Genomic DNA, 25,422 nt, shown 5'->3' on the forward strand with positions numbered 1-25,422 from the left:
GGTTTCCACCGTGCCTGATATGAAGCTATTTGCTGGTAACGCCACACCTGAACTAGCCCAACGTATTGCTGAACGTCTATACATCTCTCTTGGTGATGCTACTGTTTCTCGTTTCTCCGACGGTGAAGTTGCAGTGCAAATCAACGAAAATGTTCGTGGTAGCGATGTATTTATTATTCAATCTACTTGTGCTCCTACTAATGACAACTTAATGGAATTAGTAGTGATGATTGATGCAATGCGCCGTGCTTCAGCAGGCCGTATTACTGCTGTCATCCCATATTTTGGTTATGCCCGTCAAGACCGCCGAGTGCGCTCTGCTCGTGTACCGATTACTGCAAAAGTTGTTGCAGATTTCCTTTCAAACGTTGGTGTTGACCGCGTTTTGACCATCGACCTTCACGCAGAACAAATCCAAGGCTTCTTTGACGTCCCAGTAGATAACATCTTTGGTACGCCGGTGTTGCTTGAAGATATGAAAGCGCGTGGGTTAGAAGATCCTGTTGTGGTTTCACCTGACCTTGGTGGCGTGGTTCGTGCTCGTGCGACTGCAAAAGCATTAGGTGATATCGACATCGCAATCGTTGATAAACGTCGTCCACGCGCCAACGTGTCTGAAGTTATGAACCTGATTGGCGATGTTGATGGTCGCGATTGTGTGATCGTCGATGACATGATCGACACTGGCGGCACTTTGTGTAAAGCCGCTGAAGCGTTGAAAGAACGTGGTGCAAAACGTGTGTTTGCTTACGCAACGCACGCGGTATTCTCAGGTAACGCAGCGAAAAATATCAAAAACTCAGTACTAGACCAAGTTATCGTCACAGACTCGATCACCCTATCTAAAGAGATGGCGGCAACCGGCAAAGTGACACAATTAACCTTGTCTAGCATGCTTGCTGAAGCGATTCGTCGCATTAGCAACGAAGAGTCTATTTCTGCCATGTTTAATTAAAACTCAGTTTATTTACTGATTTTTAAATGCTTTTAAAGCACTTCATTGAAAAATGAGGTGCTTTTTCCTTTGTTATTTTAGCGCCTCGCACCCTTTCCCTTTTGTGTGCTATCATACCGCGCTTTTGATATTGCAAAGAGATCCTAACCTTGAGCCAACCAATCAAACTTCTTGTCGGGCTAGCGAACCCTGGCCCTGAGTACGCCAAAACGAGGCACAATGCCGGCGCTTGGGTAGTAGAAGAATTAGCCCGAGTTCATAACGTCACCTTGAAAAACGAAGCCAAATTCTTCGGTTTCACCGGACGTATCGTGGTTAATGGTGAAGATCTGCGTTTATTGATCCCAACAACTTTTATGAATTTATCCGGTAAAGCCGTGGCGGCCATCGCCAAGTTTTACCAGATAAAACCAGAAGAGATCATGGTGGCACATGATGAACTAGACTTACCTCCCGGGGTAGCTAAGTTCAAAATGGGCGGTGGTCATGGCGGGCATAATGGCCTTAAAGACACCATCAGCAAACTCGGCAATAACAAAGAATTCTACCGCCTGCGGATTGGTATCGGCCATCCGGGGCACAAAGATAAAGTAGCAGGCTATGTTTTAGGTAAAGCACCCGCCAAAGAGCAAGAGTGCCTAGATGCCGCGGTTGACGAATCGGTTCGTTGCTTCGACATTTTACTAAAAGATGGTCTAACTAAAGCACAAAATCGCTTACATACGTTCAAAGCTGAATAAGGTTACAGTCATGGGTTTTAAATGTGGCATCGTGGGTTTACCAAATGTGGGTAAATCAACATTATTTAATGCACTAACTAAAGCGGGCATCGAAGCAGCAAACTTCCCGTTTTGCACTATCGAACCAAACACGGGTGTGGTTCCTGTTCCAGACCTTCGTCTCGATGCGTTAGCAGAAATTGTAAACCCTCAACGTATCCTTCCGACGACAATGGAATTTGTCGATATCGCAGGCCTAGTGGCTGGCGCGTCAAAAGGTGAAGGTTTAGGCAACAAATTCCTTGCCAATATCCGTGAAACAGATGCGATTGGTCACGTTGTTCGCTGCTTCGAGAACGAAAATATCGTTCACGTAGCAGGCAAAGTATCGCCAATTGAAGATATTGAAGTAATCAATCTAGAGCTTGCCCTTGCCGACCTTGATAGCTGTGAACGCGCCATTCAACGTCAAGCAAAACGTGCCAAAGGTGGCGATAAAGACGCTAAATTTGAAATCACCGTATTAGAGAAGCTACTCCCTGTCTTAACGGAAGGTGGTATGGCTCGCACGGTTGAACTCTCAAAAGAAGAGCTAGCCGCCGTAGATTATCTCAACTTCTTAACGTTGAAACCAACCATGTATATCGCCAACGTGAGCGAAGATGGCTTTGAAAATAACCCGTACCTTGATGCTGTCAGAGAGTTTGCAGAAAAAGAGAACAATTCTGTGGTTGCTGTTTGCGCAGCTATTGAAGCTGAACTATCTGAACTTGAAGAAGAAGATCGCGCCGAGTTTTTAGCCGATTTAGGCATTGAAGAACCCGGTCTAAACCGCGTGATTCGTACCGGTTACGAACTGCTAACGCTACAAACCTACTTCACCGCTGGCGTAAAAGAAGTGCGTGCCTGGACGATTCCGGTCGGTGCGACGGCTCCGCAAGCGGCGGGTAAAATCCATACCGACTTTGAACGTGGTTTCATTCGCGCTGAAGTTGTGGGTTACGATGATTTCATTCAATATCGCGGCGAAAATGGAGCCAAAGAAGCGGGCAAATGGCGCTTGGAAGGTAAAGAATACATCGTAAAAGATGGCGATGTTATCCACTTCCGCTTCAACGTGTAAATAACTCGTTAATCAGCTATTAATACACCATTAAAGCCGACAGATTCTGTTGGCTTTTTTGTTTTTTTCTCAAAATCAACCTTAGCGACAAGCAAGGAAAAATCAATAAGCTTAATGATTTATTAACCGTTTTTGATCACAAACACGTCTCTTTGTTCAAAAAAAGTTCGAACGGTTGGTTTCAAAGAATTTATTCAAAAAAACTATTGACGCTCTAGAGCCATATCCGCATAATGCGCTCCGTTCTCGACATTAAGGCAAACTTAAAGAGAGAATAAAAATGGCTACGTAGCTCAGTTGGTTAGAGCACATCACTCATAATGATGGGGTCACAGGTTCGAATCCCGTCGTAGCCACCATTTCCTAAGTATTTTTCTTATAAAAATATTTAGGAAAGTTGCGGAAATGGCGAAATTGGTAGACGCACCAGATTTAGGTTCTGGCGCCGCAAGGTGTGAGAGTTCAAGTCTCTCTTTCCGCACCATTATTTAGATGAGCAATCATCTTGTAGGGCTATCGCCAAGCGGTAAGGCAGCGGCTTTTGATGCCGCCATCCCCTGGTTCGAATCCAGGTAGCCCTGCCAATATTGAGATGACTAGCGAATAAACTGGTCATAACAACGATTCAATGAATACCAATATTCACTGAATCTACAGGTTAAGTTGCGGAAGTGGCGAAATTGGTAGACGCACCAGATTTAGGTTCTGGCGCCGCAAGGTGTGAGAGTTCAAGTCTCTCCTTCCGCACCATTATTTGGATGAGCAATCATCTTGTAGGGCTATCGCCAAGCGGTAAGGCAGCGGCTTTTGATGCCGCCATCCCCTGGTTCGAATCCAGGTAGCCCTGCCATTATTCAAATGGGTCAGTGTTTAAAAAACCATTGGCACATGAGTGTGGATTGTATTATATTGTCTCGCTCAAAAAGATGGCTACGTAGCTCAGCTGGTTAGAGCACATCACTCATAATGATGGGGTCACAGGTTCAAATCCCGTCGTAGCCACCATAATTTAGTTGTTAGCGAAGGTTGGCAACACATAGATATCGAGCTGCGGAAGTGGCGAAATTGGTAGACGCACCAGATTTAGGTTCTGGCGCCGTAAGGTGTGAGAGTTCAAGTCTCTCCTTCCGCACCATCTCGATAACTAAAAATTTGCGGAAATGGCGAAATTGGTAGACGCACCAGATTTAGGTTCTGGCGCCGCAAGGTGTGAGAGTTCAAGTCTCTCTTTCCGCACCATATTTAGATGAGCAATCATCCTGTAGGGCTATCGCCAAGCGGTAAGGCAGCGGCTTTTGATGCCGCCATTCCCTGGTTCGAATCCAGGTAGCCCTGCCATATTTCATATGGCTAGCGATAAGCTACCCATAACAACGATAAATTGAGCAACCAGTCCTCAGTTTATCTACAGCATAAGTTGCGGAAGTGGCGAAATTGGTAGACGCACCAGATTTAGGTTCTGGCGCCGTAAGGTGTGAGAGTTCAAGTCTCTCCTTCCGCACCATTATTTAGATGAGCAATCATCTCGTAGGGCTATCGCCAAGCGGTAAGGCAGCGGCTTTTGATGCCGCCATTCCCTGGTTCGAATCCAGGTAGCCCTGCCATATTTCATATGGCTAGCGATAAGCTACCCATAACAACGATAAATTGAGTAACCAATCCTCAGTTTATCTACGGCATAAGTTGCGGAAGTGGCGAAATTGGTAGACGCACCAGATTTAGGTTCTGGCGCCGTAAGGTGTGAGAGTTCAAGTCTCTCCTTCCGCACCATTATTTAGATGAGCAATCATCTTGTAGGGCTATCGCCAAGCGGTAAGGCAGCGGCTTTTGATGCCGCCATTCCCTGGTTCGAATCCAGGTAGCCCTGCCATTATTTGTAGGGTTAGCGATAAGCTGACCGTAAAAAGATAAGCTGAATCAATAACATTCGGTTTATTTAAAGAATACGCTGCGGAAATGGCGAAATTGGTAGACGCACCAGATTTAGGTTCTGGCGCCGCAAGGTGTGAGAGTTCAAGTCTCTCTTTCCGCACCATGATTTAAGATTGTCAAATGGCTACGTAGCTCAGTTGGTTAGAGCACATCACTCATAATGATGGGGTCACAGGTTCGAATCCCGTCGTAGCCACCATTTACAACGATAGTTTGAATAACCAATGTTCAATCTATCTACAGTACAAGTTGCGGAAGTGGCGAAATTGGTAGACGCACCAGATTTAGGTTCTGGCGCCGCAAGGTGTGAGAGTTCAAGTCTCTCCTTCCGCACCATCAATTCAAACCCAGCTTAGGCTGGGTTTTGTTTTATTAGCCTCATAACAATATATCCTTTCCTCCCGTTTTAACCGTTGATTCATTTTTCAGATCCATTATTTGATCACGTGAAAAGTGAGGCATAAAAAAATCCAGCCGAAGCTGGATTTTTAATTTAAAAGTTAACGACTTAACCAAGCAAACCAAGAGCAGCATTAGGCGCTTGTTTAGCTTGTGCCAACACTGAGCTTGATGCTTGAGAAAGGATCTGCGATTTAGTCAAGGCAGTGGTTTCTTTCGCAAAATCAGTGTCTTTGATTCGGCTCTTAGAAGCATTTACGTTTTCGTTGATGTTATCTAAGTTGTTAATCGCATGGTTGAAACGGTTTTGGAATGCACCCAGTTGAGCACGATGGCTGTCTACAAATTGCAGTGCCGCATCAACAATGGCAACTGATTCTTGCGAACCACCTACAGAGGTGACATCAATGGTATCGACTGTCACATCTTTTGCAGCTTGGAAACTCAGTTCACCCGCTAAGCTGCCACCAAAGGTTGCTACACCATCAATACGGTTGCTATCAGTAAAGATTTGCAGTTTGCCTTCATCGTCAACAGAAGCTTTTAACATGTCGGTTTGACCATTGATGTAAGTGGCCAACTCTTCGATGTCATCGCCATCTTTTGCACTTAGGTTGATGGTTTGCTCGCCAGTACGTTTGTCAGTCAACGTAATGGTAAGGTCATTAGCACCCGCTTTAACGGTCCAATCTTTATCTTGTCCATTTGCCGCTTGGTAACTCTTACCGCCCATCATTGCGTTGTCGCTGCGCATATTATTTAGGCTTAGCATGACCGCTTCACCGTTATCCGCACCGATTTGGAATGATTTCGTCTCAAAAGTACCATTGAGCAACTTATTACCACCAAACGATGTAGTTTCAGCAATACGGTTGAGTTCGTCATTCAGCGCGGTGATCTCTTCTTGAATCGCTACGCGGTCGGATTTCGAGTTCGAACCATTTGACGATTGTAGAGATAAGTCACGCATACGTTGCAAAATGTTGGTGGTTTCGTTCATTGCACCTTCAGCTGTCTGCGCAATTGAAATGCCATCATTTGCGTTGCGCACAGCAACATCTAAGCCTCTGCTTTGAACATTCAAACGGTTAGAGATTTGCAAACCTGCTGCGTCATCTTTTGCGTTATTAATTTTGAAGCCTGATGATAAACGTTCCATTGATAACTGTTGCGCATTGCTAGCACTGTTTAGGTAGCGTTGTGCTGTCATAGCTGAAACGTTAGTGTTTACATTAACCGCCATAGTGGTTCTCCTATTGATTTTCCGACTTAGCGTCATAGACAAACGGTTTCCGACGTCTCGGAAAACCAAGTAGTTCTCTCAAAGTACTATTATTAGCGACTGCGGTTAGGAATCCTTTAACGGGAAAACGACGATTTCGTAAAAAATAACCAATATCGATTAAAAGTGGGATAAACGCTGCAAAACTGGCTGAAATGCAAAAATAGCATTAAAGATTTGACGTGATTGGTCGGCTTCACGGGCGATTGAGGAGCATTGATGAGAGCAAGAAGTTATAGATAAAGAAAAGCCCCTTTTCCTTTGAGAGAACCGGGGCTAGTTGGTAGCCAGAGCCAATGTGGAGATCAGAGAAATGAACACATTACCGACTGACCGGGGCGCATGATTATCTATGACTATAAAGCAGGGTACATCTTGAGAGAGCTTTATATTCGGCCATAATCATACTTTGCCAAGGATTCCTTCACCTAACCCACGTCTGAGCTGTTGGATGAAGGGTCCTAACATTACTGCAATAGTGACATTGCAGAATTTGGCAACTGTTTTGCTTGAGCGAGAATCGAGGTACCCGCTTGTTGCAGAATCTGTGCTTTCGTCATTTGCGTGGTTTCTTTCGCAAAATCTGTATCTTTAATTCGACTGTTGGATGCTTCAACATTCTCTTGGATATTGGCCAAGTTGTTGATGCTATGGCTTAAACGGTTTTGCTTCGCACCGAGCTCTGCTCGTTGTGAATCCACATATCTCAACGCAGCATCCAGAACGCCCACTGCATTTTGAGAGCCACCAACTGAGGTGATATCAATATCTTGAACCGTCGTCTTAACGCCCGGTCCGCCGTTTAGGCCAAGTTCGGTTGCCAAACCACCAGAGATGGCAAGGTCACCTTGTAAATTCGGTTCTGCGGCAAAAATTTGCAGTTTACCGTCTTGATCAACCGATGCTTTAAGCTTATCGGTTTGACCATTAATGTAAGTCGCTAGCTCTTCAATATCATCGCCATCTTTGGCTAACACATCGAGAGTAACAAGCTCACCTGCCTGGGTGGTGAATTCAAATTTCAAATCACGCGCGCCCGCTGGCACTCCCCAATCCTTGTCCTTTCCTTGCTCTGCAAGGAACGATTGGCCACCCATACGGAAGTCATCAGCACGTATGCTGGTAAGCCCCATAATGATCGCCTCACCTGAGCTCGCACCAATCTGGAATGATGCTTCACCAAACGAACCGTTGAGCAGTTTACGTCCACCGAATGAGGTCGTTTCTGCAATACGGTTTAACTCATCTTGCAATGCAGTCGACTCTTCATCCAAAGCTTGTCGCTCTGACGCCGAGTTGGTGCCGTTTGCTGATTGAAGAGCAAGATCACGCATACGTTGCAAGATACTGGTCGACTCATTCATTGCCCCTTCCGCGGTCTGAGCAATCGAAATACCGTCGTTGGCATTACGCATTGCCACATCTAGGCCACGAGACTGAGCGGTTAAGCGGTTTGAAATTTGTAAGCCTGCCGCATCATCTTTAGCGCTGTTGATTTTATTACCTGATGATAAACGTTCCATCGAGGTATTTAATTCACCCGTCGCTTTATTAAGGTAACGCTGAGCGGTCATTGCTGAGACGTTAGTATTTACTGTAATGGTCATAGTTTGCTCTCCTAGTGAGTTCGCAAGCTTTTTGCGAAGCGGCCAGCTTTACTCTCATTTGGAAGCACTGACCGTGAACTTGCTAAATCCGCTATTTGCCGATTTAAAAACTTGTTGTATCAACTCTGATATAGACAATTCAATTAGTATGCCAACTTTTAAAACATCTGATATTAAAATTAATATTCTTTGTTTTTTAATCACTTAGAAGAAATTTATTCATTCTATCTTTGTGAGTGAGCATCCAGTTTTTTCTCGTTAGCAACAGAGTTGCCACTTTCGTTTGCCGCTCTATTGCCTCTTTATCTCTCGATAATAGATGAGCAATTTCCAGGCCAATTTTTCAACACATTCCACTCTTCGCGCATATGGCTTAGCACATAAGGCATTGAAGATTAGATATAGTTGAAAAGGGTCAAATCTTTCGTTTTACCAAAAGCCAGTTGTGAAGCCTGCAACGCACGTGAATTTTCATTAAATTCAATCACCGCTTCTGCGTAATCGAGATCTTCAAAGTTACTTTTTGATTTCGCTAAACTGATTTTGAAATCTTCATGCTGTTCTTGTTGAATATCTAAAGTGCTCAAGCGTGCACCGACATCAGTACGCACTTTATTGAGATGAATAAAGGCGGCATGAAACTCTTCCGTAATTTGGTGCAGTTTCGCTGTCGTCGACGCATCCGATACGGAGCCTTGCGAGAGCTCAATCGCGTCTTTATAGCTATCAAATAAGGTAAAGGTTGAACGCGGCTCTAGGCTTAACACATCACCTTTCGAAATTTGTCCTTTTACGTGCACCGTCAGATCTTGATATCGAATGCCTTTTTGTGGATCAAACTCATCGGCCTGTACTACGCTGCCATCTTTCTCTAATTGGTAACCATATTTGCCGTTAGCCATATCAACAAACGTCACGGTATAGCGTGATGTATCATTCGAGTCTAAATTGGTTGCGCGCTCGAGCAGTAACTCTGAACCTTCGTTTAATTGATAGTTTGGTTCGTAGTTACCAAACGGGTTATCAATCTCCATAAACACTTTATTACCCGGATTATTGAACGGGATCTCTAAGCTGTTGGAGATACGCATTTTGCGCTGATAATCATCGCCGGAATAAGTCACGTTACTGGCATTATCTCTAAAAAATGGCTGATTCTTCGGCTTGGTGCCGGCAAACATGTAGTTACCGGACTCATCTTGCGTATTTGCTAGTTCAATTAAGTTGTTGAACATCTCTTGCAGCTCACGCGCTTTCGCTTCTCTATCTTCTGGAGAGAATGAACCGTTAATCATTTCCATAACAGTACGCTTTGCCTCATCGGTCGAGCTTTCCGCATTGGCAATGATTACTTCTTGATGCTCTAAGCGGTTTCGAACCAGCACGATTGCATCAAGATATTGGCGTAATTGCTCTTCTTGCTGCCCTACTTTTTGGATGTAATGAGTGGCTAATGGGCTATCACTGGCCGAAAGCAACTTCTTACCTGACGCTAGCTGCGCTTGGTTATGATGGATCTTTGATTCTTGACGGCGCATATCGTTTTGCACCGATTGATAGTTATGGAAGCTCGATATTCTGGTTAACATTTATCGCCTCCTATCTCAGCTGCAAAATCGTGTTGAAAGTATCATTAGCCACCTGCATGATGCGTGAGGAAGCCATATAAGCTTGTTGGAACTTCATCATGTTCGCGGCTTCCTCATCAAGGTTGACTCCGGAAATGGACGCAATGCGCTCCTGCGCTGACTCTTTTTCAAGCCTGGCCACGTCACTTAAGCGTGACGCGGTGGCCAGCTGCAAACCAAAATCAGTATTGAGATCGTGATAAACCCCGAGCACGGTCGTTTCACCGTCGTTGAGTTTTTTCTCCGTTTGAATTTGCTGCATCTTACGTAAATTGCCGTTATCACCTTCTGAGGGGACAAGGTTTGCCGTAAATTTATCATTGGGTAGCGCGCCAGCCGTCAATTCAAACGTTGTACCAAGCACAGTAATCGAATTCGATGGTGGGTAGGCCTGTGGTTCTAGCAGCACGTTGCCTTTGGTATCCGTGACCGCAAATTGATCGCCCGTTGGTGAGATCACCACTTCAAATTCACGCAGCCCACCTGCCGATAAAATATTAAATTTTGCCTGCCCTTGAGCAAAAGTGGTGGAGGCTTCATAACTTTGTGCGGCAATGGCTGTCGGATCGTTGGTCGCCATTTTCATAATAGCGGCACCATTACGCGTTGGGCGCAGTAATATGCGCTCTCCGGCTTGAGGGGCGTTGCGAATCTCAACTCGCATTCCATCTAAAAATAAACTGCTGCCAACGACCGGAACGTTAACCCGCTCGCCCGTTGGCTTTAATACGGTATAATTGCTGCCGTTGTACTGTAGGGAGTATTCACCACTTTTCAACGCTGAAGTATCTTCGATATAGACCGCCATATCGGCTTTTGAATTGCCAGCGATGATCGCTCGCGAGCGGGCATTGACTTCAGAGTTCACATCCGTAAACAACGCTCTTCCCACATTGCCACGTAAGTCCAAGCCTTGTGATTGCAACTTGTTAACTTCATAAGAGAAAGATGTTGCCATGCGGCCAAGTTCATCCATTAGGTAAGGAATGTGCTTATCTCGCATCGTAAACAGCGCACTTAACTTACCGCCAATATCCTCAGTGGTAATGGTCTTGATCCCTTTGCCTTCAATCATGGCCAAGCGGCGCTGACTCACATCAGGATAACCATCAACCATCTTCATTTGGCTGGCTTCTGTACCTGAGACGAGCGTGTGCCCGCTCCCGATATGGATGTTAAACCCTTCAGCATTTTTACGTGGCGTCACGGTGACCTTGGTGTATTCAGACAACTCAGCCACCAATTTTTCATGCTGGTCCATTAAGTCATTGTGAGGACCAGGAGTACGCATCATTAAGCGTTGTAAATCTCGCAGCTCAAGCGCCAATTGGTTAATACGCTCAACGGCAACATCTAGCCCTTTGTTGGTCGCATCAGATTGGCGGCGAATGTTCTCGTGAAAATCATTCATGTTTTGAGTGATCAGATCCGCTTTCTCAAGTACAACTTTACGCGCACCTACATCATTCGGGCTGTCGGCGAGGGTTTTAATCGCATCAAACCATTCGTTTAAGTTTTCAGGGATTTTTTTCGAGGCCACTGACGACAATAACTTTGAGAGCATGTCTAAATTTTCTTCGTCGTCACGCTTAAAGGAAAAGCTGGTGGTAGATAGATTTAATTCATTAACGGCAAATTGATCCCATGAGCGGCGAACTTTTTCCACATGTACGCCCATACCGTAGGTTTCACCACCGTATTGGCGAGGTGTATTGGTCCCTTGGATCACAGACTGACGGCTGTAACCTTCTGTATTAACATTAGAAATGTTATGACCTGTGGTGCTGAGTTGTCTCTGAGCGGTAAGTACACTTTGGGTACCTAGATTCAGAAGATCCGACGCCATACTGCCCCCGAAAACCTAATCAAATCAGTGGTTACTGAATATCTAAGTTAGTAATTGCAATATGTATGCCAAAGGAGTTTCAAAGAAGAGATTAGACAAAATAAAGGAAAGATAAAAGCCAGCAAGGCTGGCTTTAGAGGGGTTATTCCATTGCTTCAATTTGAGATTTTACTCTCAGCACTTTTTCAGCATAGTATGGGTCCGTCGCGTAACCAGCAGCGTGCAGGCCACGAATGAAAGACTCATCGCTGCCATTATGGTTCAGCGCCACGGTGTAGCGCGGATTGTCATTGAGAAAACGAACATAGTCATTAAAACTGTCTTGATAATTTCCATAAGAACGGAACGCAGCTTTTTCCATCACGGGTGTATTATCATGATATTCAAGAGTTTGCGTCGCCACTTTCTCACCTAACCAACTTTTATCCGCTTTGATGTTGAATAAGTTATTACTGCTACCACGAGCATTTTGAACAACTTTTTGTCCCCATCCGGTTTCTAATGCCGCTTGAGCAAGTAGCAGTGAAGAGTCAACACCTAATGCCCGCGCTGCTTTTTCAGCATAAGGTTTCATTGAAGCCACAAACGCTTGCGGCGAATCAAATCGACTCGATTCGACCTTGCTAGGTTCGATCGTTTCTTGCGTTGAGAGGCGGCGGTTGTTACTGCGTTCTATACGGCGCATGGCTTCTTGGAAACCATCTTGCGTCGGGTCGGTTATTGCTGGATCGTTTTTCGAGGTGCCGTTAGCCTGACTGAGCTGCGCCACAATCATATCAGCAAGCCCTAAAGAACCGGAGGCACTGAGCTCGCTCGACATTTGTTCATCAAGCATTTGTCGATAGAAATCTTCGTTTTGGCTGTTGAACATCTCAGATTTAAAATCGGCATTGGCGTCTCGCATCGATTTGAACAACATTGAGGTAAAAATCGCTTCAAACTGTTTGGCTGCGGCCTTGAGCGCCGCTGACTCGCCTTCTTTATCACCGGTTTTTGCTTGCTGACGTAGCTTATCTAAGCTAGCAATATCATGAATAAAGCCAATATCATTGGGATTATTAATCATCTTCCTCTCCTAGATAATGATCAGTTGGCCTTCAATCGCGCCAGCTTGTTTCAATGCTTGCAAAATCGCCATCAAATCTGAAGGAGCTGCTCCCACTTCGTTGACCGCGCGCACTAAATCATCCAAGGTCAAACCCGGTTCAAATTTAAACATTTTACCTTGTGCTTCAGACACTTCTATTTGGCTATTAGGCACCACAGCTGTCTGACCACCCGCTAACGCATTGGGCTGACTGACATTCAAATTCTCTTTAATGGCAACAGTCATACCACCGTGCGTCACCGCAGCAGGTTTTAAGCGCACATGCTGGCCGACAACAATAGTTCCCGTTCGTGAATTAACGATAATTTTGGCTGAGCCATCCGCTGGATCAAACTCAACATTTTCGATTGCAGAAAGAAACGCGACGCGCTGCCCTACATCTCGCGGTGCACGGATACGTACTGACGTTGCATCAACCGCGGTCGCCATCTCTGGGCCTAGGAAGTTATTCACTGCATCTGCCATACGTTGCGCCGTGGTGAAGTCAGATTCAAGCAAATTGAAGGTGATAAAATCGCCACGGCTAAAAGGTGTTGGCACTTCGCGTTCCACCATAGCGCCGCCTGAAATCAGGCCAACCGTTGGGTTATTGCCGACAATTTTAGAACCATCAGCACCGGTGGCACTAAAACCACTGACCACTAAATTACCTTGGGCCACAGCGTAAATTTGACCATCTAACCCCTTAAGGAAGGTTTGCATTAGAGTGCCGCCACGTAAACTTTTAGCAGAGCCGATAGAAGAAACGGTGACATCGACACTTTGACCTTGCTTGGAAAACGCCGGCAATTCGGCCGTGACAATCACGGCGGCAACGTTCTTTGTTTTCGGTTTAGTGCCCGGCGGCAATTGAATGCCGAAATTTTGCAACATGGCGTTAAAACTTTGGTCGGTGAACGGTGTCGATTCACCCGTTCCCGGTAGCCCAGTGACTAGACCATAACCCACTAATTGGTTACTCCGCACGCCCGCAACTTGAGAGACATCTTTGATACGGGCCGCTTGTGCATGGGTTGCGATGAGCAACAGACTTAAAACAAGCAGGGTGAATTTTTTCATGGTCTAGTACCTTAATTTCTACGTTTCTTTACGCCAGAACTCCGGCGTTACAGAGAGACATTAAAGAATCGTGCCAAGAATCCAGGTTCTTGCATATCTTGATTGGTGCCTGTACCTGAATATTGGATGCGTGCATTAGAAATACGAGTAGAAGCAATGGTGTTGTCAAAGTCGATATCATCGGGACGAATGGTACCGCTTAAGCGAATGTATTCATCGCCAGTGTTCAGTGTGAGCCATTTTTCACCACGGATGACTAAGTTGCCGTTGGCGAGTACTTCAATCACTTCAACCGTGATCGAACCAGAAATACTGTTACTTTGGTTGGCTGCAGAACTGCCATTGAACTTGTTGTCATTTTTCAACGCATAAGAGAAATTGTAATCACCCACAGTGAGATCTTTACCGCCGACAGCGAGTGGATCCATAGACGCATCATTGGATTTGGATAGATCCGCATCAGCACTCTTGGCCGCTTTAGTACTTTCATCAAGATTGACGGTAATAATATCGCCAATGCCACGCGGTTTTGAATCATCATAAAGACTGTTCATTTGTGCCAAATTAAACAGTGAACCAGTTTCCGCGGCATAATGTTCCGGTTTCTGTTTTGGGTGGATAGGGGCCCAAGCAGGATCACCGGCTACGGGATCGGAACGCTTACGCATTGAGTCCAGTAAACCAGAACCTTCTTCTGCAGACTTATCCCCTTCAACCGCGTCCACCACGGTTGTACCTTGAACCACTTCAGGAGTATCGACCGGTGGCGGCATTAACGAGCAACCAGACAAAGCAGTAACCAATACAAGACTCAATAGACGTTTCATCGCAGCATTCTCTTAGTTAATGATTAGAGTTGTTGGTTCACAAAACTCATCATCTTATCGACTGCTGAGATGACTTTTGAGTTCATTTCGTAAACGCGTTGCGCTTCAATCATGTTGACCAACTCTTCTGTGACGTTCACGTTAGAGGTTTCAAGCATGGATTGACGAACATCACCGAGGCCGTCAAGCCCTGGCACCCCTTCTTGTGGATCACCACTAGCACCGGTCGGTAGATACAAGTTTTGACCAATCGGCTCTAGACCGCCTGGGTTGATAAAATCAACCGTGGTAATTTGTCCAACCACTTGGTTATTTTGCTGGCCACGAAGCCTAACTGACACTTCACCATCATTACCGACAGTAATAGAGATTGCATCAGGTGGAATAACAATTTCCGGCTCTAAATTATATCCAGCACCGGAAGTCACAATTGCCCCTTCGTCGTTGAGGGTAAATTGACCATTTCGGCTATAAGCGATATTGCCATCTGGCATCAGGATTTGGAAAAAGCCGTCACCTTCAATCATCATATCGAGGCTATTGGTCGTGGTTTGTACGTTGCCGTGGGTATGCACTTTTTGTGTTGCCACGACTTTAGAACCCGCACCAAGCATCAAACCGCTTGGCAGTTTGGTATTTTGCGAAGATTGACCGCCCGGTTGATTAATATTTTGATAAAACAGATCTTCAAATACCGCACGACCCTTTTTAAAACCAATAGTCGAGGCGTTCGCTAGGTTGTTTGAGATAGTGGCAATATTGGTTTGTTGGGCATCAAGCCCGGTTTTACTTACCCATAATGCAGGTTGCATAGTAATCTCCTTTAACGCTTATCAGCTCATACGAAGCAATGAATCGGACGATTTGTCCATCTCTTCTGCGGTGCTCATCATTTTGACTTGCATTTCAAACTGACGTTGTAGCTCAATCAAGCTAGTCATCTCACCCACCGCATTGACATTACTGCCTTCCAGCGCACCTTTTAATAGCTTTACGCTAGCATCTGCTTCGAATGCTGCATTAGGATCTTTAGCACGGAATAAACCATTCGTATCTTTGTATAGGGATTGATTATTGGGGCGAACCAGTTTAATTCGACCTACCACTTCCATCGCATCGGCTGGAGCGCCTTGCGGACGAACGGAAATAGTACCGTCATTACCGATTTCTACTTTACTCAATGGAATAGGTAGAGTGATTGGCGCGCCCGTTCCATCTAGCACTAGATGGCCGCTACCATTTATGAGCATGCCATTTTGGTCAATGCTTAGGTTGCCACTGCGGGTTAACCCCTCTTTGCCGGTTTTATCCATCATGGAAATCCAACCGTCACCTTGAATGGTGATATCGAGATCGCGCCCTGTGGTAATGACACTGCCTTGCGCAAAATTATGTCCCGGACGTTCTGTCATGCTAAACACGCGGCTCGGTAACCCTTCGCCATAAGCTTGCATTGAGCGAGCTTGCGCCAAATCAGCACGGAACCCCGTGGTACTGACGTTTGCTAAATTGTTCGCTCTTAATTGCATGGCTTGCATGTTTTGCTTTGCGCCACTCATGGCGAGAAACAGTGCGCGATCCATAATCTGCTCCAATAATCATCGTTCGATCATTAAAAGCAATTGACGTGCCAACTTATATTTAAATTAAAAATCAATAGGTTAAATGTAATTGCACAAAAAATAGGGAGGATATAACGAAGATTGCCGCGAACAGATGGCAACAATACCAAGCTAACATTGCCGCTAACTTGGTATTGCCATTGGATGACGTTAAAAGAATTAACGGATCTGCAGTATGTTTTGTTGTAGCTGGTTGTGAACTTCAAGCGCACGCGAGTTCGCTTGGAAGTTGCGCTGAGCAGAGATAAGATCCACCAGCTCTTGAGTCATATCAATGTTGGATTGTTCAATAACACCATTGCTGATGGTACCAAATGAGCCTTTGTTTGATTCACCCCAAATTTTATCACCTGAGAATTGAGTCGAATCCCACTGCGTACCGCCTTTTTTATCTAAGCCTTGTTCATTGGCTACGCGGACAAGCCCCACACGTCCTAGAATGGTATTTTGACCATTTGAGTAAGTGGCTAGCACACTGCCATTTTCATCGAAATCGATCTTCGTCAAAAAGCCCGTGGTTGCGCCATCTTGTACAAATTTAGTCAACTCAAATGGAGCGGCAAATTGCGTAGCCGAATCGAGACTGAACGACAATGTTTGGTTGGCATCAGCACCGTTGAGTTCAACTGGGTTTGCCCCCAAACCTAAAGGCTCGGTTACAATTTGCTGACCATTATTCATGCTAGCTAGCGTACCATCATTATTAAACTTCATGGTATGCCCAATATGACCCGTCGGCGTAGTAGCATCACCACCAACTACATTGATTGGTTTTTCACCAGTTTTATCCGTCACGGTGTAATAGGTTTGCCATGTGTTAGCTTGCGTCTGATCTTTGAGGTAATAGGATGTCAACTTATAAGGCTGACCCATCGAATCGTAGACTGTCGATGAGGTGGTACGGTTGTACGTCTCAGGATCAGTAATATCAAACAAGGTTGGGTCTTTTAACTTGCCATTAGCTGGCAAGTTCGCGCCAAGTTCAACATTGGCTGTCTGTTTAGGTTTACCAAACTGAGCAGGAATATTGATAGGTTTTGGCTCATACGAAAGAACATCACCAGTATCAGGGTTAACATCATAGCCAAGCAAAAACTCGTCATTTGACGTTACCATGTAATCATTTTTATCGAGGTGGAAAGCACCATTTCTGGTCAACTCATTTTGTTGAGGCGTCAGCTTATCTTTCGCAACCGCAAAGAACCCCGTTCCCGCAACGCGCAAGTCCATCGGGTTATTAGTATAAATACTGGAACCTTCGTGAAATTGTTGTGCCACTTTGTTCGCCTGAACACCTTGACCAGGAGTCGTTTTGGAGTTGGTAAACAATGAGGTTGAGTAAACATCACCAAACTCAGCACGCGACTCTTTAAAACCAAAGGTATTCGCGTTAGCAATGTTGTTACTGGTGGTGTTCAGATCTAACTGAGCTGCGGATAAACCGCTTAATGATATATACGACATTCCAAAATCTCCTATCTAGCTAGCATATCTACTCTATAAAGAGTTACGCTTTGCCAACTTCTAGTACTTCAGCAAGTTTAACTGGCGATGTAAATCCAGCCAGATTGAGCAGTACGTTACCATCACCTTTACCCAGCAGAACGCTATTGACGTTTGCGTAAGTCGATACCGCAAACTCCTTGCTTTCTCCATCGAGCAAACCCGAAGCTTTCACTTGGTATTTGCCGCCCGGCAATGGATTACCGTTTTGATCGTTACCGTCCCATTCAACGCGATTATCACCGGCTGATTTAGCCCCGACATCAAAGGTACGAACCAATTGTCCAGCTTCATTCTCTATCCGGACAAACAAGTTCTCTAAACTTTGAGGAAGTTTGACCATCGCAGCCATCCCAGCACCCTCTTTTTTGATCCCTGCCGCTCCCGGTACTAACACATCACGGCCAACCAGTGATGAAGCCTGTAGAGCTTGGTTGGATGTCATCGACGAGTTGAGACTCTCAAACTGAGTGTTCATTTTGCCGATACCATCAACTGTGGCAAATGACGCCATTTGGGCGATCATCTGGTCATTACTGACCGGTTTAAAAGGATCTTGCTGAGCCAGTTGTTTGGTGAGTAACGATAGGAAGTCTTCTTGTTTAAGATCTTGCTTCCCCGTTGTCTCTTCTGTTTTCTTTTGGTCTTGAAGACTTTTCAGCTGGTCAATATAAGACAAGCCGCTTTGACCAATGTTATTTATTCCGGCCATACGCTACCTCCTTATCCTATTGACCCATCTGCAGCGTGCGCAGCAGCATTTGTTTACTTGCATCAGCCACCTGCACGTTCGTTTGATAAGAACGAGAAGCCGAAATCATGTTAGCCATCTCTTCCATCACATTGACATTAGGCTTGTAAATATAGCCTTCATCGTTGGCAAGTGGGTGATCTGGGTTATATTCTGCGTTAAGTGGTTTATCGCTTTCAACAATACCTAATACTTTTACAGGTACATTATGATCACGGTTATAACGCGCTTTACTTAACTCTGCACCAAACACCGCGTGACGCGCTTTGTAAGTATCTTTCGCCGAACTACTCACACTATCCGCATTGGCTAAGTTACTTGAGGTCGTATTTAGACGAACAGATTCAGCACTCATTGCAGAACCAGTCACATTGAACACATTAAATAAGCTCATCTACTTATTCCCCTTTGATTGCTTTCGTTAAGTTCTTGAATTTACTTCCTAAGAAGTCCAGTGAGGCTTGGTGTCTGATCTGGTTTTGCATAAACAAGTTACGCTCTAAATCTACGTCCACCGTGTTGCCATCACCCGTATCAGGTTGAGTCGGAATTCGATAGAGACTCTCGCCAGTTACTTTCGTGGAGGCAGATATATGCCGACCATCCGTACGGCTAAGACCAATGCTTGCCCCTGAACTTGCCGCCTGCAATGCTTTTTGAAAGTCCATTCCTTTTGCTTTAAAGCCCGGTGTGTTCGCCTGTGCAATATTGGTGGAAATCACCTCAGCATTGCGCTCACGTACACCAACCGTGTGTTGGTGAATACCTAATGCGTTATCAAAAGAAATAGCCATGTTTGCCTCTACACTAAAAACTGACTGTTACTACTCATATTAAAAGCAATTAACGTACCAACTTAAAAAAACGAACCGTGTTTAAAACAATTTTATCTAAATAAGAATCCGTCGAAATGTAAGCAAAATATACGCCGCTTTATCCACTTGTCGCCCACAACTTCAGTAAATCTCACCAATCAAAACGAAATTAGGGGAAAGAAAAAGCCCAGCAAAAGCTGGGCAAGTAACTAAACGTAAGCAAGTAACTCAACGTAAGAATGTGGCTATTTGAGTTTATAAATGATGCCAGGGTTACAACGAACCATTTCAAACTTATCGGTCAATCCTGTCAGTGACTCCGATGCGCCGAGCAATAAGTAGCCACCGGGGTTTAAGCTACTAGCCATTTGATTTAATACTTTCGACTTCATATCAGGTGAGAAATAAATCAAAACGTTACGACAGAAAATAATATCGAATTTACCCAATAAGGCATAGCTCTCCATTAAGTTCTGAGGACGGAAGTTAACTAAACGCTTAACGTTATCTTTGATTTTCATTCGGCCATCACCAGCATCCTCAAAAAAGATTTTACGACGCTCCGGTGATAACCCTCTGCCAAGTGCTAAATTGTCATAAATCCCCGCTTTACACATATCCAGCATGCTGGCAGAAATATCCGTCGCGGTGATGGCTACGCTCGGCAACATACCCGGCTTGCGCTGTTGAGTTTCGAGCACCGTCATCGCCATTGAGTAAGGCTCTTGACCTGAAGAGCTTGCCGCTGACCAAATTTTTATAGGGCGTTTATTTGCAGCGACCTCGGGTAATAGACGTTCCGCTAAAACGGTGAATGGGTAAGCATCACGGAACCACAGTGTTTCGTTGGTGGTCATGGCATCGACCGCTGCAACTCGTAGCTCACGGTTTCGCCCCGTAACCACATCACGTAACAAGTCAGAAAGAGAGGTTAACTTGAATTTAGCAACCAGTGGACTTAAGCGACTTCTCACTAAGTACTGTTTGCTATCTCCAAGTACAATCCCGCACTGAGATTCCAAAAAACGGCTGAAATCGCGATATTCTTGATCGCTTATAGTTATAGCAGTCATTAATTTCTCTTTAGTTAACTAGTGCAGCTTTCACCGCATTCCCAAGCTCATCAGGGTTGAATTTAGCAATGAATGAGTTTGCACCCACTCGCTCAACCATGGCTTGGTTAAAAACGCCGCTCAGTGAAGAGTGAAGAATAACGTATAGATCTTTCAAATCTGAATTTCTACGTATCTCTGCTGTTAATGTATAGCCGTCCATTTCAGGCATTTCAATATCAGAGATCACTAAAGATATTTGATTGTAAATTGGCCCTTCTGCTGCCATCTCGATCAATTTTTCATACGCCTCTTTACCATCTTTAACAGCAACGACTTCAAAACCTATCGATTCTACTGCTCTTTGAACCTGTTTACGCGCAACGGTTGAGTCATCGGCAATTAAAATTCGACGAATGATCTCTTTTTCTGTTTCTACTTGGGCGATCGATTCACCAATAGATGAATCCATTGTCTCATTAACCGGAGAAATCTCTGCCAAAATTTTCTCTACATCGAGAATTTCTACCAATTCGTTATCAATATTGGTGACTGCGGTTAAGTAGTTATCTTTGCCTGAGCCATCTGGTGGAGGAAGAATGGCTTCCCAGTGCATGTTTACAATTCGATCCACCGAGCTGACCAAGAAAGCTTGGATAGATCGGTTGAATTCAGCAATGACCACAAAACACTTATCAAGGTCCGCGGTGGGACGTCCACCCACGGCCAAACTCAAATCAATGACAGAAACGGTTTGACCACGAATATGAGCAACACCTTTGACTAGGCGATGTAAATTGGGCATCAAAGTTAACTTAGGGCACTGGAGCACCTCTTTAACTTTAAATACGTTGATACCATAACGTTGCCGTCCCATTAGACGAAACGTTAAGAGTTCTAATCGGTTTTGACCAACGAGTTGCGTACGCTGATTCACAGAATCAAGAATACCCGTCATAAGCTCATCTCCATCTCAAACTTTTATGCAAAAAAGTGGTAGTCTACTACAGGCTATGAAGAAACCAGAGAAACAGAATGATGCATACAAAAATATGTTTACATCTACTTTCCATAACTAAGTGTAGAGCTTTCTATAGAAATTTTTATCTCTCTATCGGCTTTTTATTGTTTTTCTTTAATTTTTCTCTTCATTCTGCCACTTTGCCGCAAGTTGAAGCCATTCAACAAGCTGCGGAACAACATGTTTTAGAAACAATTGAGTGGCCTCCCAGCGGGGAGTTAAACGTAAAAGCGGCAAATGTTGATGACCGAATTTATGCCACCGACTGCCCCACACCGTTATCGACCTCTTCCTCATCCAGTAATGGTTCTGCAAGTAATATCACAGTTCTGGTTGAATGCATTGAAGATAACTGGAAAATTTATGTTCCTGTAAGACTGACCATTTCACTGCCACTTGTCACCGTTGCCGTACCCATTTCTCGTGGACAGCAAATTACGCAGCAAGATGTCTTGATTACAATGGTAGACTTACACCGCTTTAGACGACAAGGTTTTTCCGATATAAATCGTATCGTCGGAGCTAAAGTGAAAAAAAACATGCGTATTGGCGATGTCGTTGAGCAAGATGATATATGCGTCGTATGTCGTAATGAAAACGTTATGATTCAAGCAGTCAAGCAGGGAATGATCATCACAACCAAAGGAACCGCTTTAAGTGATGGTATTTTTGGTGAGCAGATAAAAGTGAAAAATGATAAATCAAACCGTATAATAGATGCACAAGTAACCGGTATTGGCGAAGTCACGGTTCAATTTTAACGCTTTCATTACACTTCTAAATGTGTTTACGTTGTTAAGAAAGTGAAACAGAAAAAAAAGCTAAAGTAATCACAAGCACCGTCGATATTGACTGTACAGGTTTCCATTATTATTAATAAGGCTCACATATGGCAGGTATTGATAACATACGTTCGGGGCAAACATTAACGACGACAAATCGTAGTAATGCTCGTACTGAATCGAATGCATCTCCATCGACATCCGGCTCGGTCACTCGTTCACCTCAAAATCAAGATGCGGTATCACTTAGTACCCAAGGTAAGGCCATTGGTGAAATGCACAACCAAATGGTATCTCAGCCAAGTTTTGATAGTGCCAAAGTCGCTGCAATTAAAGATGCGATAGCCAATGGCTCATATAGAGTCGACCCAGAAAAGTTGGCTGATAATATGATTAAATTTGAAAAAGAGTTGGGTGGTTTTAACTAGCCCTACTTTTGACTAATTAAGGCAACATACAATGGCTGTATTAAAAGACTTAGTCGATTTCCAATTGAAAAATGCACTAGAACTCTCTTCGCTACTTGAACAAGAAAAATTAGCAATTACGAGCCGTTCATCAAGTGAAATCGAAGCTATTGCCAAACAAAAGATGACCTTAGTTGGACAACTTCAACAAACTGACCTCCGAATTGCGAAACATCCCCATGTCGTGAGCCTGGCTGAAGATGTACTCCTGTCGCAAATCGTTGATCAGATTCGTTCCATTGTTCACGATTGCCAGCAAGCAAACCTTGTTAATGGTGAAGCGCTACAACGTGCACAACTCAGTTTTAATAAACTCAATAATTTGATGCAGCAAAGCCACGGAAAAATTGGCATGACGTATAACGCTGGTGGGCAAACCCACACTGTGTCCACTTTAGGGACCAATATTAAAGCGTAATCAACATGCAGCTGAGCTACTAAACTTTTAAGCTGAAACGAATTAAACAGAAAAGCGGCAAACTTTGCCGCTTTTTCGATCTGGAGAGAAGGAAGATTTAGAAGAGTGTTTGTTGACGTTTTTCTGGTACTTGCTGAACTTCGCCGTAGTCACGCAGTTTATCCATCTTACGGATATCGAGACGTAACTCAGTGACATAACTGTCACCCACCTTATAACTGCGGACCACTTCTGCTCCGCGGATAACACCATCAACCGCTCCCGACGTCAGCTCTGTGCCCAATCGCTGATCTTGTAGTTCAGCACGACCACTCACTCGCATTCCATAGACTTGCTCTGCCAGTTCGCGATAAGCATCGATTTTAGAGGCACGCATTGCACGGACTTGCTTTTCATCCACACTACGCCCAGTTTGCTCACTGATATTGGCATAACCTACCGCCGTCAACCATTCATCAGCGCGCATGGTTTGCAATGGCTGGCAACCCACCATCATGATAGTCACTAGAAGTAATAGCCATTTTTTCATTGGTTTCTCCTATGGACGCAAGATAACAGTATACGGCTGCTTAATCGTAGGGTCAGAGCGAATTAACACACCATCTTGTGTACGGATACTGTTGAGCGTATCAAGATCACGACCAATACGATCAGCAGGTAAAAAGCCTTGTGCGGTAGCAACCACAACACGAGACTGCATTCCCACAACACGAGCATTGACTAATACACCGCCTTCTTGACGAAGCATTGTGCCTGTCAGTATGTATTGGATTTCCTGCTCTTGAGCGAGGTCTTTCCAGTCACGACTGAAAGCAAAATCACCTTGCTGCGTTACCTGAATCGAGCCTGTGGTTTTGAAATCAACCACTTTAAATCCTCGACGCTGAAACTGATGAATAAATCCTTCAGAAACCGAGTTACCCAACCAGTTAGTCGCATCCATACTTTGCAGGTCCACAAACGATGTTACAGCAATAGGAGTGCGAGCAGAAACACTAGTATTGGACACCATCAAATCTTCTGTCATGCTTTCAACAAAGAAGTCCAACGTGTGACGTGGGCTCTCCATTAGCATAAACTGTGAACCATTGTATGGCTCTTTACCGTTATAAATCGGGGCGTAGGCACAAGCAGTTAACAAAACTGCTGGCACTATCGAAAGCCATTTTTTCATTCTCTTATCTCCAGATATACTGAGGCAATCTTGATTCCAAACTTCAGATTAAAAAACTTGGAACACTCTTTGCTTTTCAAAACTTGTTACACTTTCAAAACGCACTGCCTACATCAGCTAAGATTTTAAAAGCAAAATTTATACCCAACTGGTAAATAACAATGAAAAAAATTATTTCTGTTTTATTTTCAATATGTTGCACCATTACCTTTTCTCAGGCCGTTAATGCTGCTTGGTATGAAGTGACCGGATCGTCAGCCATTGTTTCCTCAGAGGAAGTCGCTCGCCTCAATGCATTGGAAGATGCCATCTATAAGGCGGTAAACTTTGCCGGGGCAGACATCGGTAGTATCAGTAACTTGCGACCACTGCTGGAATCAGACCGTAAAGAGTACCAGTTTACTAACCATGAAGTACGCTATGTGTTAGTCGAAGAGAATAAAACACGTCGGGGAGTGATGTATGTTAAAGCTCGAATTGATATTTATCCTTCGGCAACAGGTTGCCACGTTAGCCAATATAAGAAAACGTTTTTAGTGGGTAACATTGATCTTGCATCGCCACAACAGGCGGTTATGGGGCAAATTTACAGTGTGGGAGATGATTTTGCACAGGTACTCAACCGTCAACTCGATCAAGAATCTCGCAGTTTTGTGTCGGTTGGCACCACAGATTATGCAATTGAAAAACAGCACCCAGAACGCTTAACCATGATTGCAGAGGACACGGGGGCACAGTACATTTTGGGGGGAACCATCACCGATTTAACTGCCACGATAGAGCAAAAATCACTCGCCGATGATGTGATTAACCGTCAATTTGCTATGCAAATCCAAGTGTTTGATGGCAAAACAGGCCAAGAAGTCATGACTAGACATTATAGAGAAGTCGCTAAATGGCCCTTCGCCAAAACCAGTCAGATAGATACGCGCAGTGCACGTTTTTGGTCTTCAACCTTTGGCAGCATGATGCTGCGTGTCAGCCGAAATATCATGCTCGATCTTGAATCGGAGCTTTCATGTAAAATAACTCTCCCCGAGGTTGTGGCTAAATATGGTAATACCATCACGATAGATTTAGGACGTGTGCATGGCGTTAAAACCGGTGACCAATTGCAGTTGTGGCATACAGGTTCATTCATTGATCAGAAAGGGCTACCACGAAATAAAGTGACTCAAAGTGATATTACCCTTACGGTTACTCGCGTCTATGAAAACGAAGCAGAGCTGAGTGTTGATCAAGAAAATCTCGCCTCTAGCATACAAATTGGCGATGTTATGCACAAACAGCTTTAATTTTCGTTTTAACTAGTTAACTTCACAAAATTATTGA

The 25,422-nt window shown here is 44.4% G+C and carries 24 protein-coding genes and 16 tRNA genes; 23 read left to right on the forward strand and 17 right to left on the reverse strand.

Annotated features, from left to right (window positions below):
• Positions 1 to 10: 10 nt before the first annotated feature.
• From AACV12_RS04460 to AACV12_RS04550, 19 genes are all read left to right on the forward strand, one after another.
• On the forward strand, positions 11 to 955 hold the full coding sequence (locus AACV12_RS04460; protein ID WP_010320509.1) for a ribose-phosphate pyrophosphokinase: 945 nt from the start codon (positions 11 to 13) through the stop codon (positions 953 to 955).
• Positions 956 to 1,104: 149 nt separating this feature from the next.
• The gene (gene pth / locus AACV12_RS04465) at positions 1,105 to 1,695 is read left to right on the forward strand and encodes an aminoacyl-tRNA hydrolase (RefSeq protein WP_013856262.1); all 591 of its coding nucleotides are present in this window, start codon (positions 1,105 to 1,107) and stop codon (positions 1,693 to 1,695) included.
• Positions 1,696 to 1,705: 10 nt separating this feature from the next.
• Positions 1,706 to 2,797: a redox-regulated ATPase YchF gene (gene ychF / locus AACV12_RS04470; protein ID WP_013857965.1), complete on the forward strand. Its 1,092-nt coding sequence runs from the start codon at positions 1,706 to 1,708 to the stop codon at positions 2,795 to 2,797.
• 282 nt (positions 2,798 to 3,079) lie between these two features.
• Positions 3,080 to 3,156: transfer RNA gene (locus tag AACV12_RS04475), tRNA-Met, on the forward strand.
• Positions 3,157 to 3,196: 40 nt separating this feature from the next.
• A tRNA-Leu gene (locus tag AACV12_RS04480) sits at positions 3,197 to 3,281 on the forward strand.
• 25 nt (positions 3,282 to 3,306) lie between these two features.
• Positions 3,307 to 3,381, forward strand: a tRNA-Gln gene (locus AACV12_RS04485).
• An 81-nt stretch (positions 3,382 to 3,462) separates the two neighbouring features.
• Positions 3,463 to 3,547, forward strand: a tRNA-Leu gene (locus AACV12_RS04490).
• A 25-nt stretch (positions 3,548 to 3,572) separates the two neighbouring features.
• Positions 3,573 to 3,647, forward strand: a tRNA-Gln gene (locus AACV12_RS04495).
• A 78-nt stretch (positions 3,648 to 3,725) separates the two neighbouring features.
• A tRNA-Met gene (locus AACV12_RS04500) sits at positions 3,726 to 3,802 on the forward strand.
• Between the two features lie 45 nt (positions 3,803 to 3,847).
• Positions 3,848 to 3,932 (forward strand) — tRNA-Leu (locus tag AACV12_RS04505).
• 19 nt (positions 3,933 to 3,951) lie between these two features.
• Positions 3,952 to 4,036, forward strand: a tRNA-Leu gene (locus AACV12_RS04510).
• A gap of 24 nt (positions 4,037 to 4,060) precedes the next feature.
• Positions 4,061 to 4,135 (forward strand) — tRNA-Gln (locus AACV12_RS04515).
• An 81-nt stretch (positions 4,136 to 4,216) separates the two neighbouring features.
• Positions 4,217 to 4,301 (forward strand) — tRNA-Leu (locus AACV12_RS04520).
• A gap of 25 nt (positions 4,302 to 4,326) precedes the next feature.
• A tRNA-Gln gene (locus tag AACV12_RS04525) sits at positions 4,327 to 4,401 on the forward strand.
• Between the two features lie 81 nt (positions 4,402 to 4,482).
• Positions 4,483 to 4,567, forward strand: a tRNA-Leu gene (locus AACV12_RS04530).
• A 25-nt stretch (positions 4,568 to 4,592) separates the two neighbouring features.
• A tRNA-Gln gene (locus AACV12_RS04535) sits at positions 4,593 to 4,667 on the forward strand.
• An 80-nt stretch (positions 4,668 to 4,747) separates the two neighbouring features.
• Positions 4,748 to 4,832: transfer RNA gene (locus AACV12_RS04540), tRNA-Leu, on the forward strand.
• Between the two features lie 19 nt (positions 4,833 to 4,851).
• A tRNA-Met gene (locus tag AACV12_RS04545) sits at positions 4,852 to 4,928 on the forward strand.
• A 52-nt stretch (positions 4,929 to 4,980) separates the two neighbouring features.
• Positions 4,981 to 5,065 (forward strand) — tRNA-Leu (locus tag AACV12_RS04550).
• A 172-nt stretch (positions 5,066 to 5,237) separates the two neighbouring features.
• Here the strand turns inward: AACV12_RS04550 and AACV12_RS04555 are convergent.
• The 15 genes from AACV12_RS04555 to AACV12_RS04625 all read right to left on the reverse strand — a co-directional run bounded on the left by AACV12_RS04555 (position 5,238) and on the right by AACV12_RS04625 (position 21,186).
• A complete protein-coding gene (locus tag AACV12_RS04555) occupies positions 5,238 to 6,371 on the reverse strand; it encodes a flagellin (protein ID WP_170899979.1) in 1,134 nt (377 codons plus the stop codon).
• 506 nt (positions 6,372 to 6,877) lie between these two features.
• Complete coding sequence (locus AACV12_RS04560) at positions 6,878 to 8,017, reverse strand: flagellin (protein ID WP_017045944.1); 1,140 nt, start codon at positions 8,015 to 8,017, stop codon at positions 6,878 to 6,880.
• Positions 8,018 to 8,412: 395 nt separating this feature from the next.
• The gene (flgL, locus tag AACV12_RS04565) at positions 8,413 to 9,606 is read right to left on the reverse strand and encodes a flagellar hook-associated protein FlgL (protein ID WP_013856259.1); all 1,194 of its coding nucleotides are present in this window, start codon (positions 9,604 to 9,606) and stop codon (positions 8,413 to 8,415) included.
• 10 nt (positions 9,607 to 9,616) lie between these two features.
• The gene (flgK, locus tag AACV12_RS04570) at positions 9,617 to 11,491 is read right to left on the reverse strand and encodes a flagellar hook-associated protein FlgK (protein ID WP_017045945.1); all 1,875 of its coding nucleotides are present in this window, start codon (positions 11,489 to 11,491) and stop codon (positions 9,617 to 9,619) included.
• Positions 11,492 to 11,633: 142 nt separating this feature from the next.
• Entirely contained in the window at positions 11,634 to 12,557 is a 924-nt protein-coding gene (gene flgJ, locus AACV12_RS04575) for a flagellar assembly peptidoglycan hydrolase FlgJ (protein ID WP_013856257.1), read from the reverse strand.
• 9 nt (positions 12,558 to 12,566) lie between these two features.
• Positions 12,567 to 13,658, reverse strand: a complete 1,092-nt coding sequence (locus AACV12_RS04580) for a flagellar basal body P-ring protein FlgI (protein ID WP_013856256.1) — start codon at positions 13,656 to 13,658, stop codon at positions 12,567 to 12,569.
• A 47-nt stretch (positions 13,659 to 13,705) separates the two neighbouring features.
• Positions 13,706 to 14,485 (reverse strand): flagellar basal body L-ring protein FlgH, encoded by a 780-nt coding sequence (gene flgH / locus AACV12_RS04585; protein WP_017045947.1) that lies wholly within the window; start codon positions 14,483 to 14,485, stop codon positions 13,706 to 13,708.
• A gap of 23 nt (positions 14,486 to 14,508) precedes the next feature.
• A complete protein-coding gene (flgG, locus tag AACV12_RS04590) occupies positions 14,509 to 15,297 on the reverse strand; it encodes a flagellar basal-body rod protein FlgG (protein WP_010319379.1) in 789 nt (262 codons plus the stop codon).
• Positions 15,298 to 15,318: 21 nt separating this feature from the next.
• Positions 15,319 to 16,068 (reverse strand): flagellar basal-body rod protein FlgF, encoded by a 750-nt coding sequence (gene flgF, locus AACV12_RS04595; RefSeq protein WP_026027903.1) that lies wholly within the window; start codon positions 16,066 to 16,068, stop codon positions 15,319 to 15,321.
• A 198-nt stretch (positions 16,069 to 16,266) separates the two neighbouring features.
• Entirely contained in the window at positions 16,267 to 17,571 is a 1,305-nt protein-coding gene (flgE, locus tag AACV12_RS04600) for a flagellar hook protein FlgE (protein ID WP_088732774.1), read from the reverse strand.
• Between the two features lie 43 nt (positions 17,572 to 17,614).
• The gene (gene flgD, locus AACV12_RS04605) at positions 17,615 to 18,322 is read right to left on the reverse strand and encodes a flagellar hook assembly protein FlgD (RefSeq protein WP_013856252.1); all 708 of its coding nucleotides are present in this window, start codon (positions 18,320 to 18,322) and stop codon (positions 17,615 to 17,617) included.
• Positions 18,323 to 18,338: 16 nt separating this feature from the next.
• A complete protein-coding gene (gene flgC / locus AACV12_RS04610) occupies positions 18,339 to 18,755 on the reverse strand; it encodes a flagellar basal body rod protein FlgC (RefSeq protein ID WP_010319383.1) in 417 nt (138 codons plus the stop codon).
• A 4-nt stretch (positions 18,756 to 18,759) separates the two neighbouring features.
• Positions 18,760 to 19,155, reverse strand: a complete 396-nt coding sequence (gene flgB / locus AACV12_RS04615) for a flagellar basal body rod protein FlgB (protein WP_013856251.1) — start codon at positions 19,153 to 19,155, stop codon at positions 18,760 to 18,762.
• Between the two features lie 266 nt (positions 19,156 to 19,421).
• Positions 19,422 to 20,249, reverse strand: a complete 828-nt coding sequence (locus AACV12_RS04620) for a protein-glutamate O-methyltransferase (protein ID WP_013856250.1) — start codon at positions 20,247 to 20,249, stop codon at positions 19,422 to 19,424.
• A 10-nt stretch (positions 20,250 to 20,259) separates the two neighbouring features.
• A complete protein-coding gene (locus AACV12_RS04625; RefSeq protein WP_013856249.1) occupies positions 20,260 to 21,186 on the reverse strand; it encodes a chemotaxis protein CheV in 927 nt (308 codons plus the stop codon).
• Positions 21,187 to 21,263: 77 nt separating this feature from the next.
• Here AACV12_RS04625 and flgA point away from each other — a divergent pair, with 77 nt between their 5' ends.
• The 3 genes from flgA (at position 21,264) to AACV12_RS04640 (ending at position 22,916) form a co-directional block, all read left to right on the forward strand.
• Positions 21,264 to 22,010, forward strand: a complete 747-nt coding sequence (gene flgA, locus AACV12_RS04630; RefSeq protein ID WP_013856248.1) for a flagellar basal body P-ring formation chaperone FlgA — start codon at positions 21,264 to 21,266, stop codon at positions 22,008 to 22,010.
• A 128-nt stretch (positions 22,011 to 22,138) separates the two neighbouring features.
• Entirely contained in the window at positions 22,139 to 22,459 is a 321-nt protein-coding gene (gene flgM / locus AACV12_RS04635) for a flagellar biosynthesis anti-sigma factor FlgM (protein WP_013856247.1), read from the forward strand.
• A gap of 31 nt (positions 22,460 to 22,490) precedes the next feature.
• Positions 22,491 to 22,916, forward strand: coding sequence for a flagella synthesis protein FlgN (locus AACV12_RS04640; protein ID WP_013856246.1), 426 nt, complete (start codon positions 22,491 to 22,493; stop codon positions 22,914 to 22,916).
• Positions 22,917 to 23,013: 97 nt separating this feature from the next.
• Here the strand turns inward: AACV12_RS04640 and flgP are convergent, their stop codons facing one another.
• Both flgP and AACV12_RS04650 read right to left on the reverse strand, forming a co-directional pair.
• Entirely contained in the window at positions 23,014 to 23,445 is a 432-nt protein-coding gene (gene flgP / locus AACV12_RS04645) for a flagellar assembly lipoprotein FlgP (RefSeq protein ID WP_017043110.1), read from the reverse strand.
• A 9-nt stretch (positions 23,446 to 23,454) separates the two neighbouring features.
• The gene (locus AACV12_RS04650) at positions 23,455 to 24,090 is read right to left on the reverse strand and encodes a FlgO family outer membrane protein (RefSeq protein ID WP_013856244.1); all 636 of its coding nucleotides are present in this window, start codon (positions 24,088 to 24,090) and stop codon (positions 23,455 to 23,457) included.
• Positions 24,091 to 24,251: 161 nt separating this feature from the next.
• Between AACV12_RS04650 and AACV12_RS04655 the strand changes: the two genes are divergently transcribed.
• Entirely contained in the window at positions 24,252 to 25,385 is a 1,134-nt protein-coding gene (locus AACV12_RS04655) for a flagellar assembly protein FlgT (RefSeq protein ID WP_170899980.1), read from the forward strand.
• The last annotated feature ends 37 nt before the right edge of the window (positions 25,386 to 25,422 follow it).

It is taken from the genome of Vibrio sp. 2-2(8), from assembly GCF_963888495.1.
GTDB classification, from domain to species: Bacteria; Pseudomonadota; Gammaproteobacteria; order Enterobacterales; family Vibrionaceae; genus Vibrio; species Vibrio anguillarum.

Excerpts from the sequence above, each read along its gene's own strand:
- ychF (WP_013857965.1), top strand. The coding sequence starts at position 1,706 with ATGGGTTTTAAATGTGGCATCGTGGGTTTACCAAATGTGGGTAAATCA.
- AACV12_RS04555 (WP_170899979.1), bottom strand. The coding sequence starts at position 6,371 with ATGGCGGTTAATGTAAACACTAACGTTTCAGCTATGACAGCACAACGC.
- AACV12_RS04560 (WP_017045944.1), bottom strand. The coding sequence starts at position 8,017 with ATGACCATTACAGTAAATACTAACGTCTCAGCAATGACCGCTCAGCGT.
- flgL (WP_013856259.1), bottom strand. The coding sequence starts at position 9,606 with ATGTTAACCAGAATATCGAGCTTCCATAACTATCAATCGGTGCAAAAC.
- flgK (WP_017045945.1), bottom strand. The coding sequence starts at position 11,491 with ATGGCGTCGGATCTTCTGAATCTAGGTACCCAAAGTGTACTTACCGCT.
- flgJ (WP_013856257.1), bottom strand. The coding sequence starts at position 12,557 with ATGATTAATAATCCCAATGATATTGGCTTTATTCATGATATTGCTAGC.
- AACV12_RS04580 (WP_013856256.1), bottom strand. The coding sequence starts at position 13,658 with ATGAAAAAATTCACCCTGCTTGTTTTAAGTCTGTTGCTCATCGCAACC.
- flgH (WP_017045947.1), bottom strand. The coding sequence starts at position 14,485 with ATGAAACGTCTATTGAGTCTTGTATTGGTTACTGCTTTGTCTGGTTGC.
- flgG (WP_010319379.1), bottom strand. The coding sequence starts at position 15,297 with ATGCAACCTGCATTATGGGTAAGTAAAACCGGGCTTGATGCCCAACAA.
- flgF (WP_026027903.1), bottom strand. The coding sequence starts at position 16,068 with ATGGATCGCGCACTGTTTCTCGCCATGAGTGGCGCAAAGCAAAACATG.
- flgE (WP_088732774.1), bottom strand. The coding sequence starts at position 17,571 with ATGTCGTATATATCATTAAGCGGTTTATCCGCAGCTCAGTTAGATCTG.
- flgD (WP_013856252.1), bottom strand. The coding sequence starts at position 18,322 with ATGGCCGGAATAAATAACATTGGTCAAAGCGGCTTGTCTTATATTGAC.
- flgC (WP_010319383.1), bottom strand. The coding sequence starts at position 18,755 with ATGAGCTTATTTAATGTGTTCAATGTGACTGGTTCTGCAATGAGTGCT.
- flgB (WP_013856251.1), bottom strand. The coding sequence starts at position 19,155 with ATGGCTATTTCTTTTGATAACGCATTAGGTATTCACCAACACACGGTT.
- AACV12_RS04620 (WP_013856250.1), bottom strand. The coding sequence starts at position 20,249 with ATGACTGCTATAACTATAAGCGATCAAGAATATCGCGATTTCAGCCGT.
- AACV12_RS04625 (WP_013856249.1), bottom strand. The coding sequence starts at position 21,186 with ATGACGGGTATTCTTGATTCTGTGAATCAGCGTACGCAACTCGTTGGT.
- flgA (WP_013856248.1), top strand. The coding sequence starts at position 21,264 with ATGATGCATACAAAAATATGTTTACATCTACTTTCCATAACTAAGTGT.
- flgM (WP_013856247.1), top strand. The coding sequence starts at position 22,139 with ATGGCAGGTATTGATAACATACGTTCGGGGCAAACATTAACGACGACA.
- AACV12_RS04640 (WP_013856246.1), top strand. The coding sequence starts at position 22,491 with ATGGCTGTATTAAAAGACTTAGTCGATTTCCAATTGAAAAATGCACTA.
- flgP (WP_017043110.1), bottom strand. The coding sequence starts at position 23,445 with ATGAAAAAATGGCTATTACTTCTAGTGACTATCATGATGGTGGGTTGC.
- AACV12_RS04650 (WP_013856244.1), bottom strand. The coding sequence starts at position 24,090 with ATGAAAAAATGGCTTTCGATAGTGCCAGCAGTTTTGTTAACTGCTTGT.
- AACV12_RS04655 (WP_170899980.1), top strand. The coding sequence starts at position 24,252 with ATGAAAAAAATTATTTCTGTTTTATTTTCAATATGTTGCACCATTACC.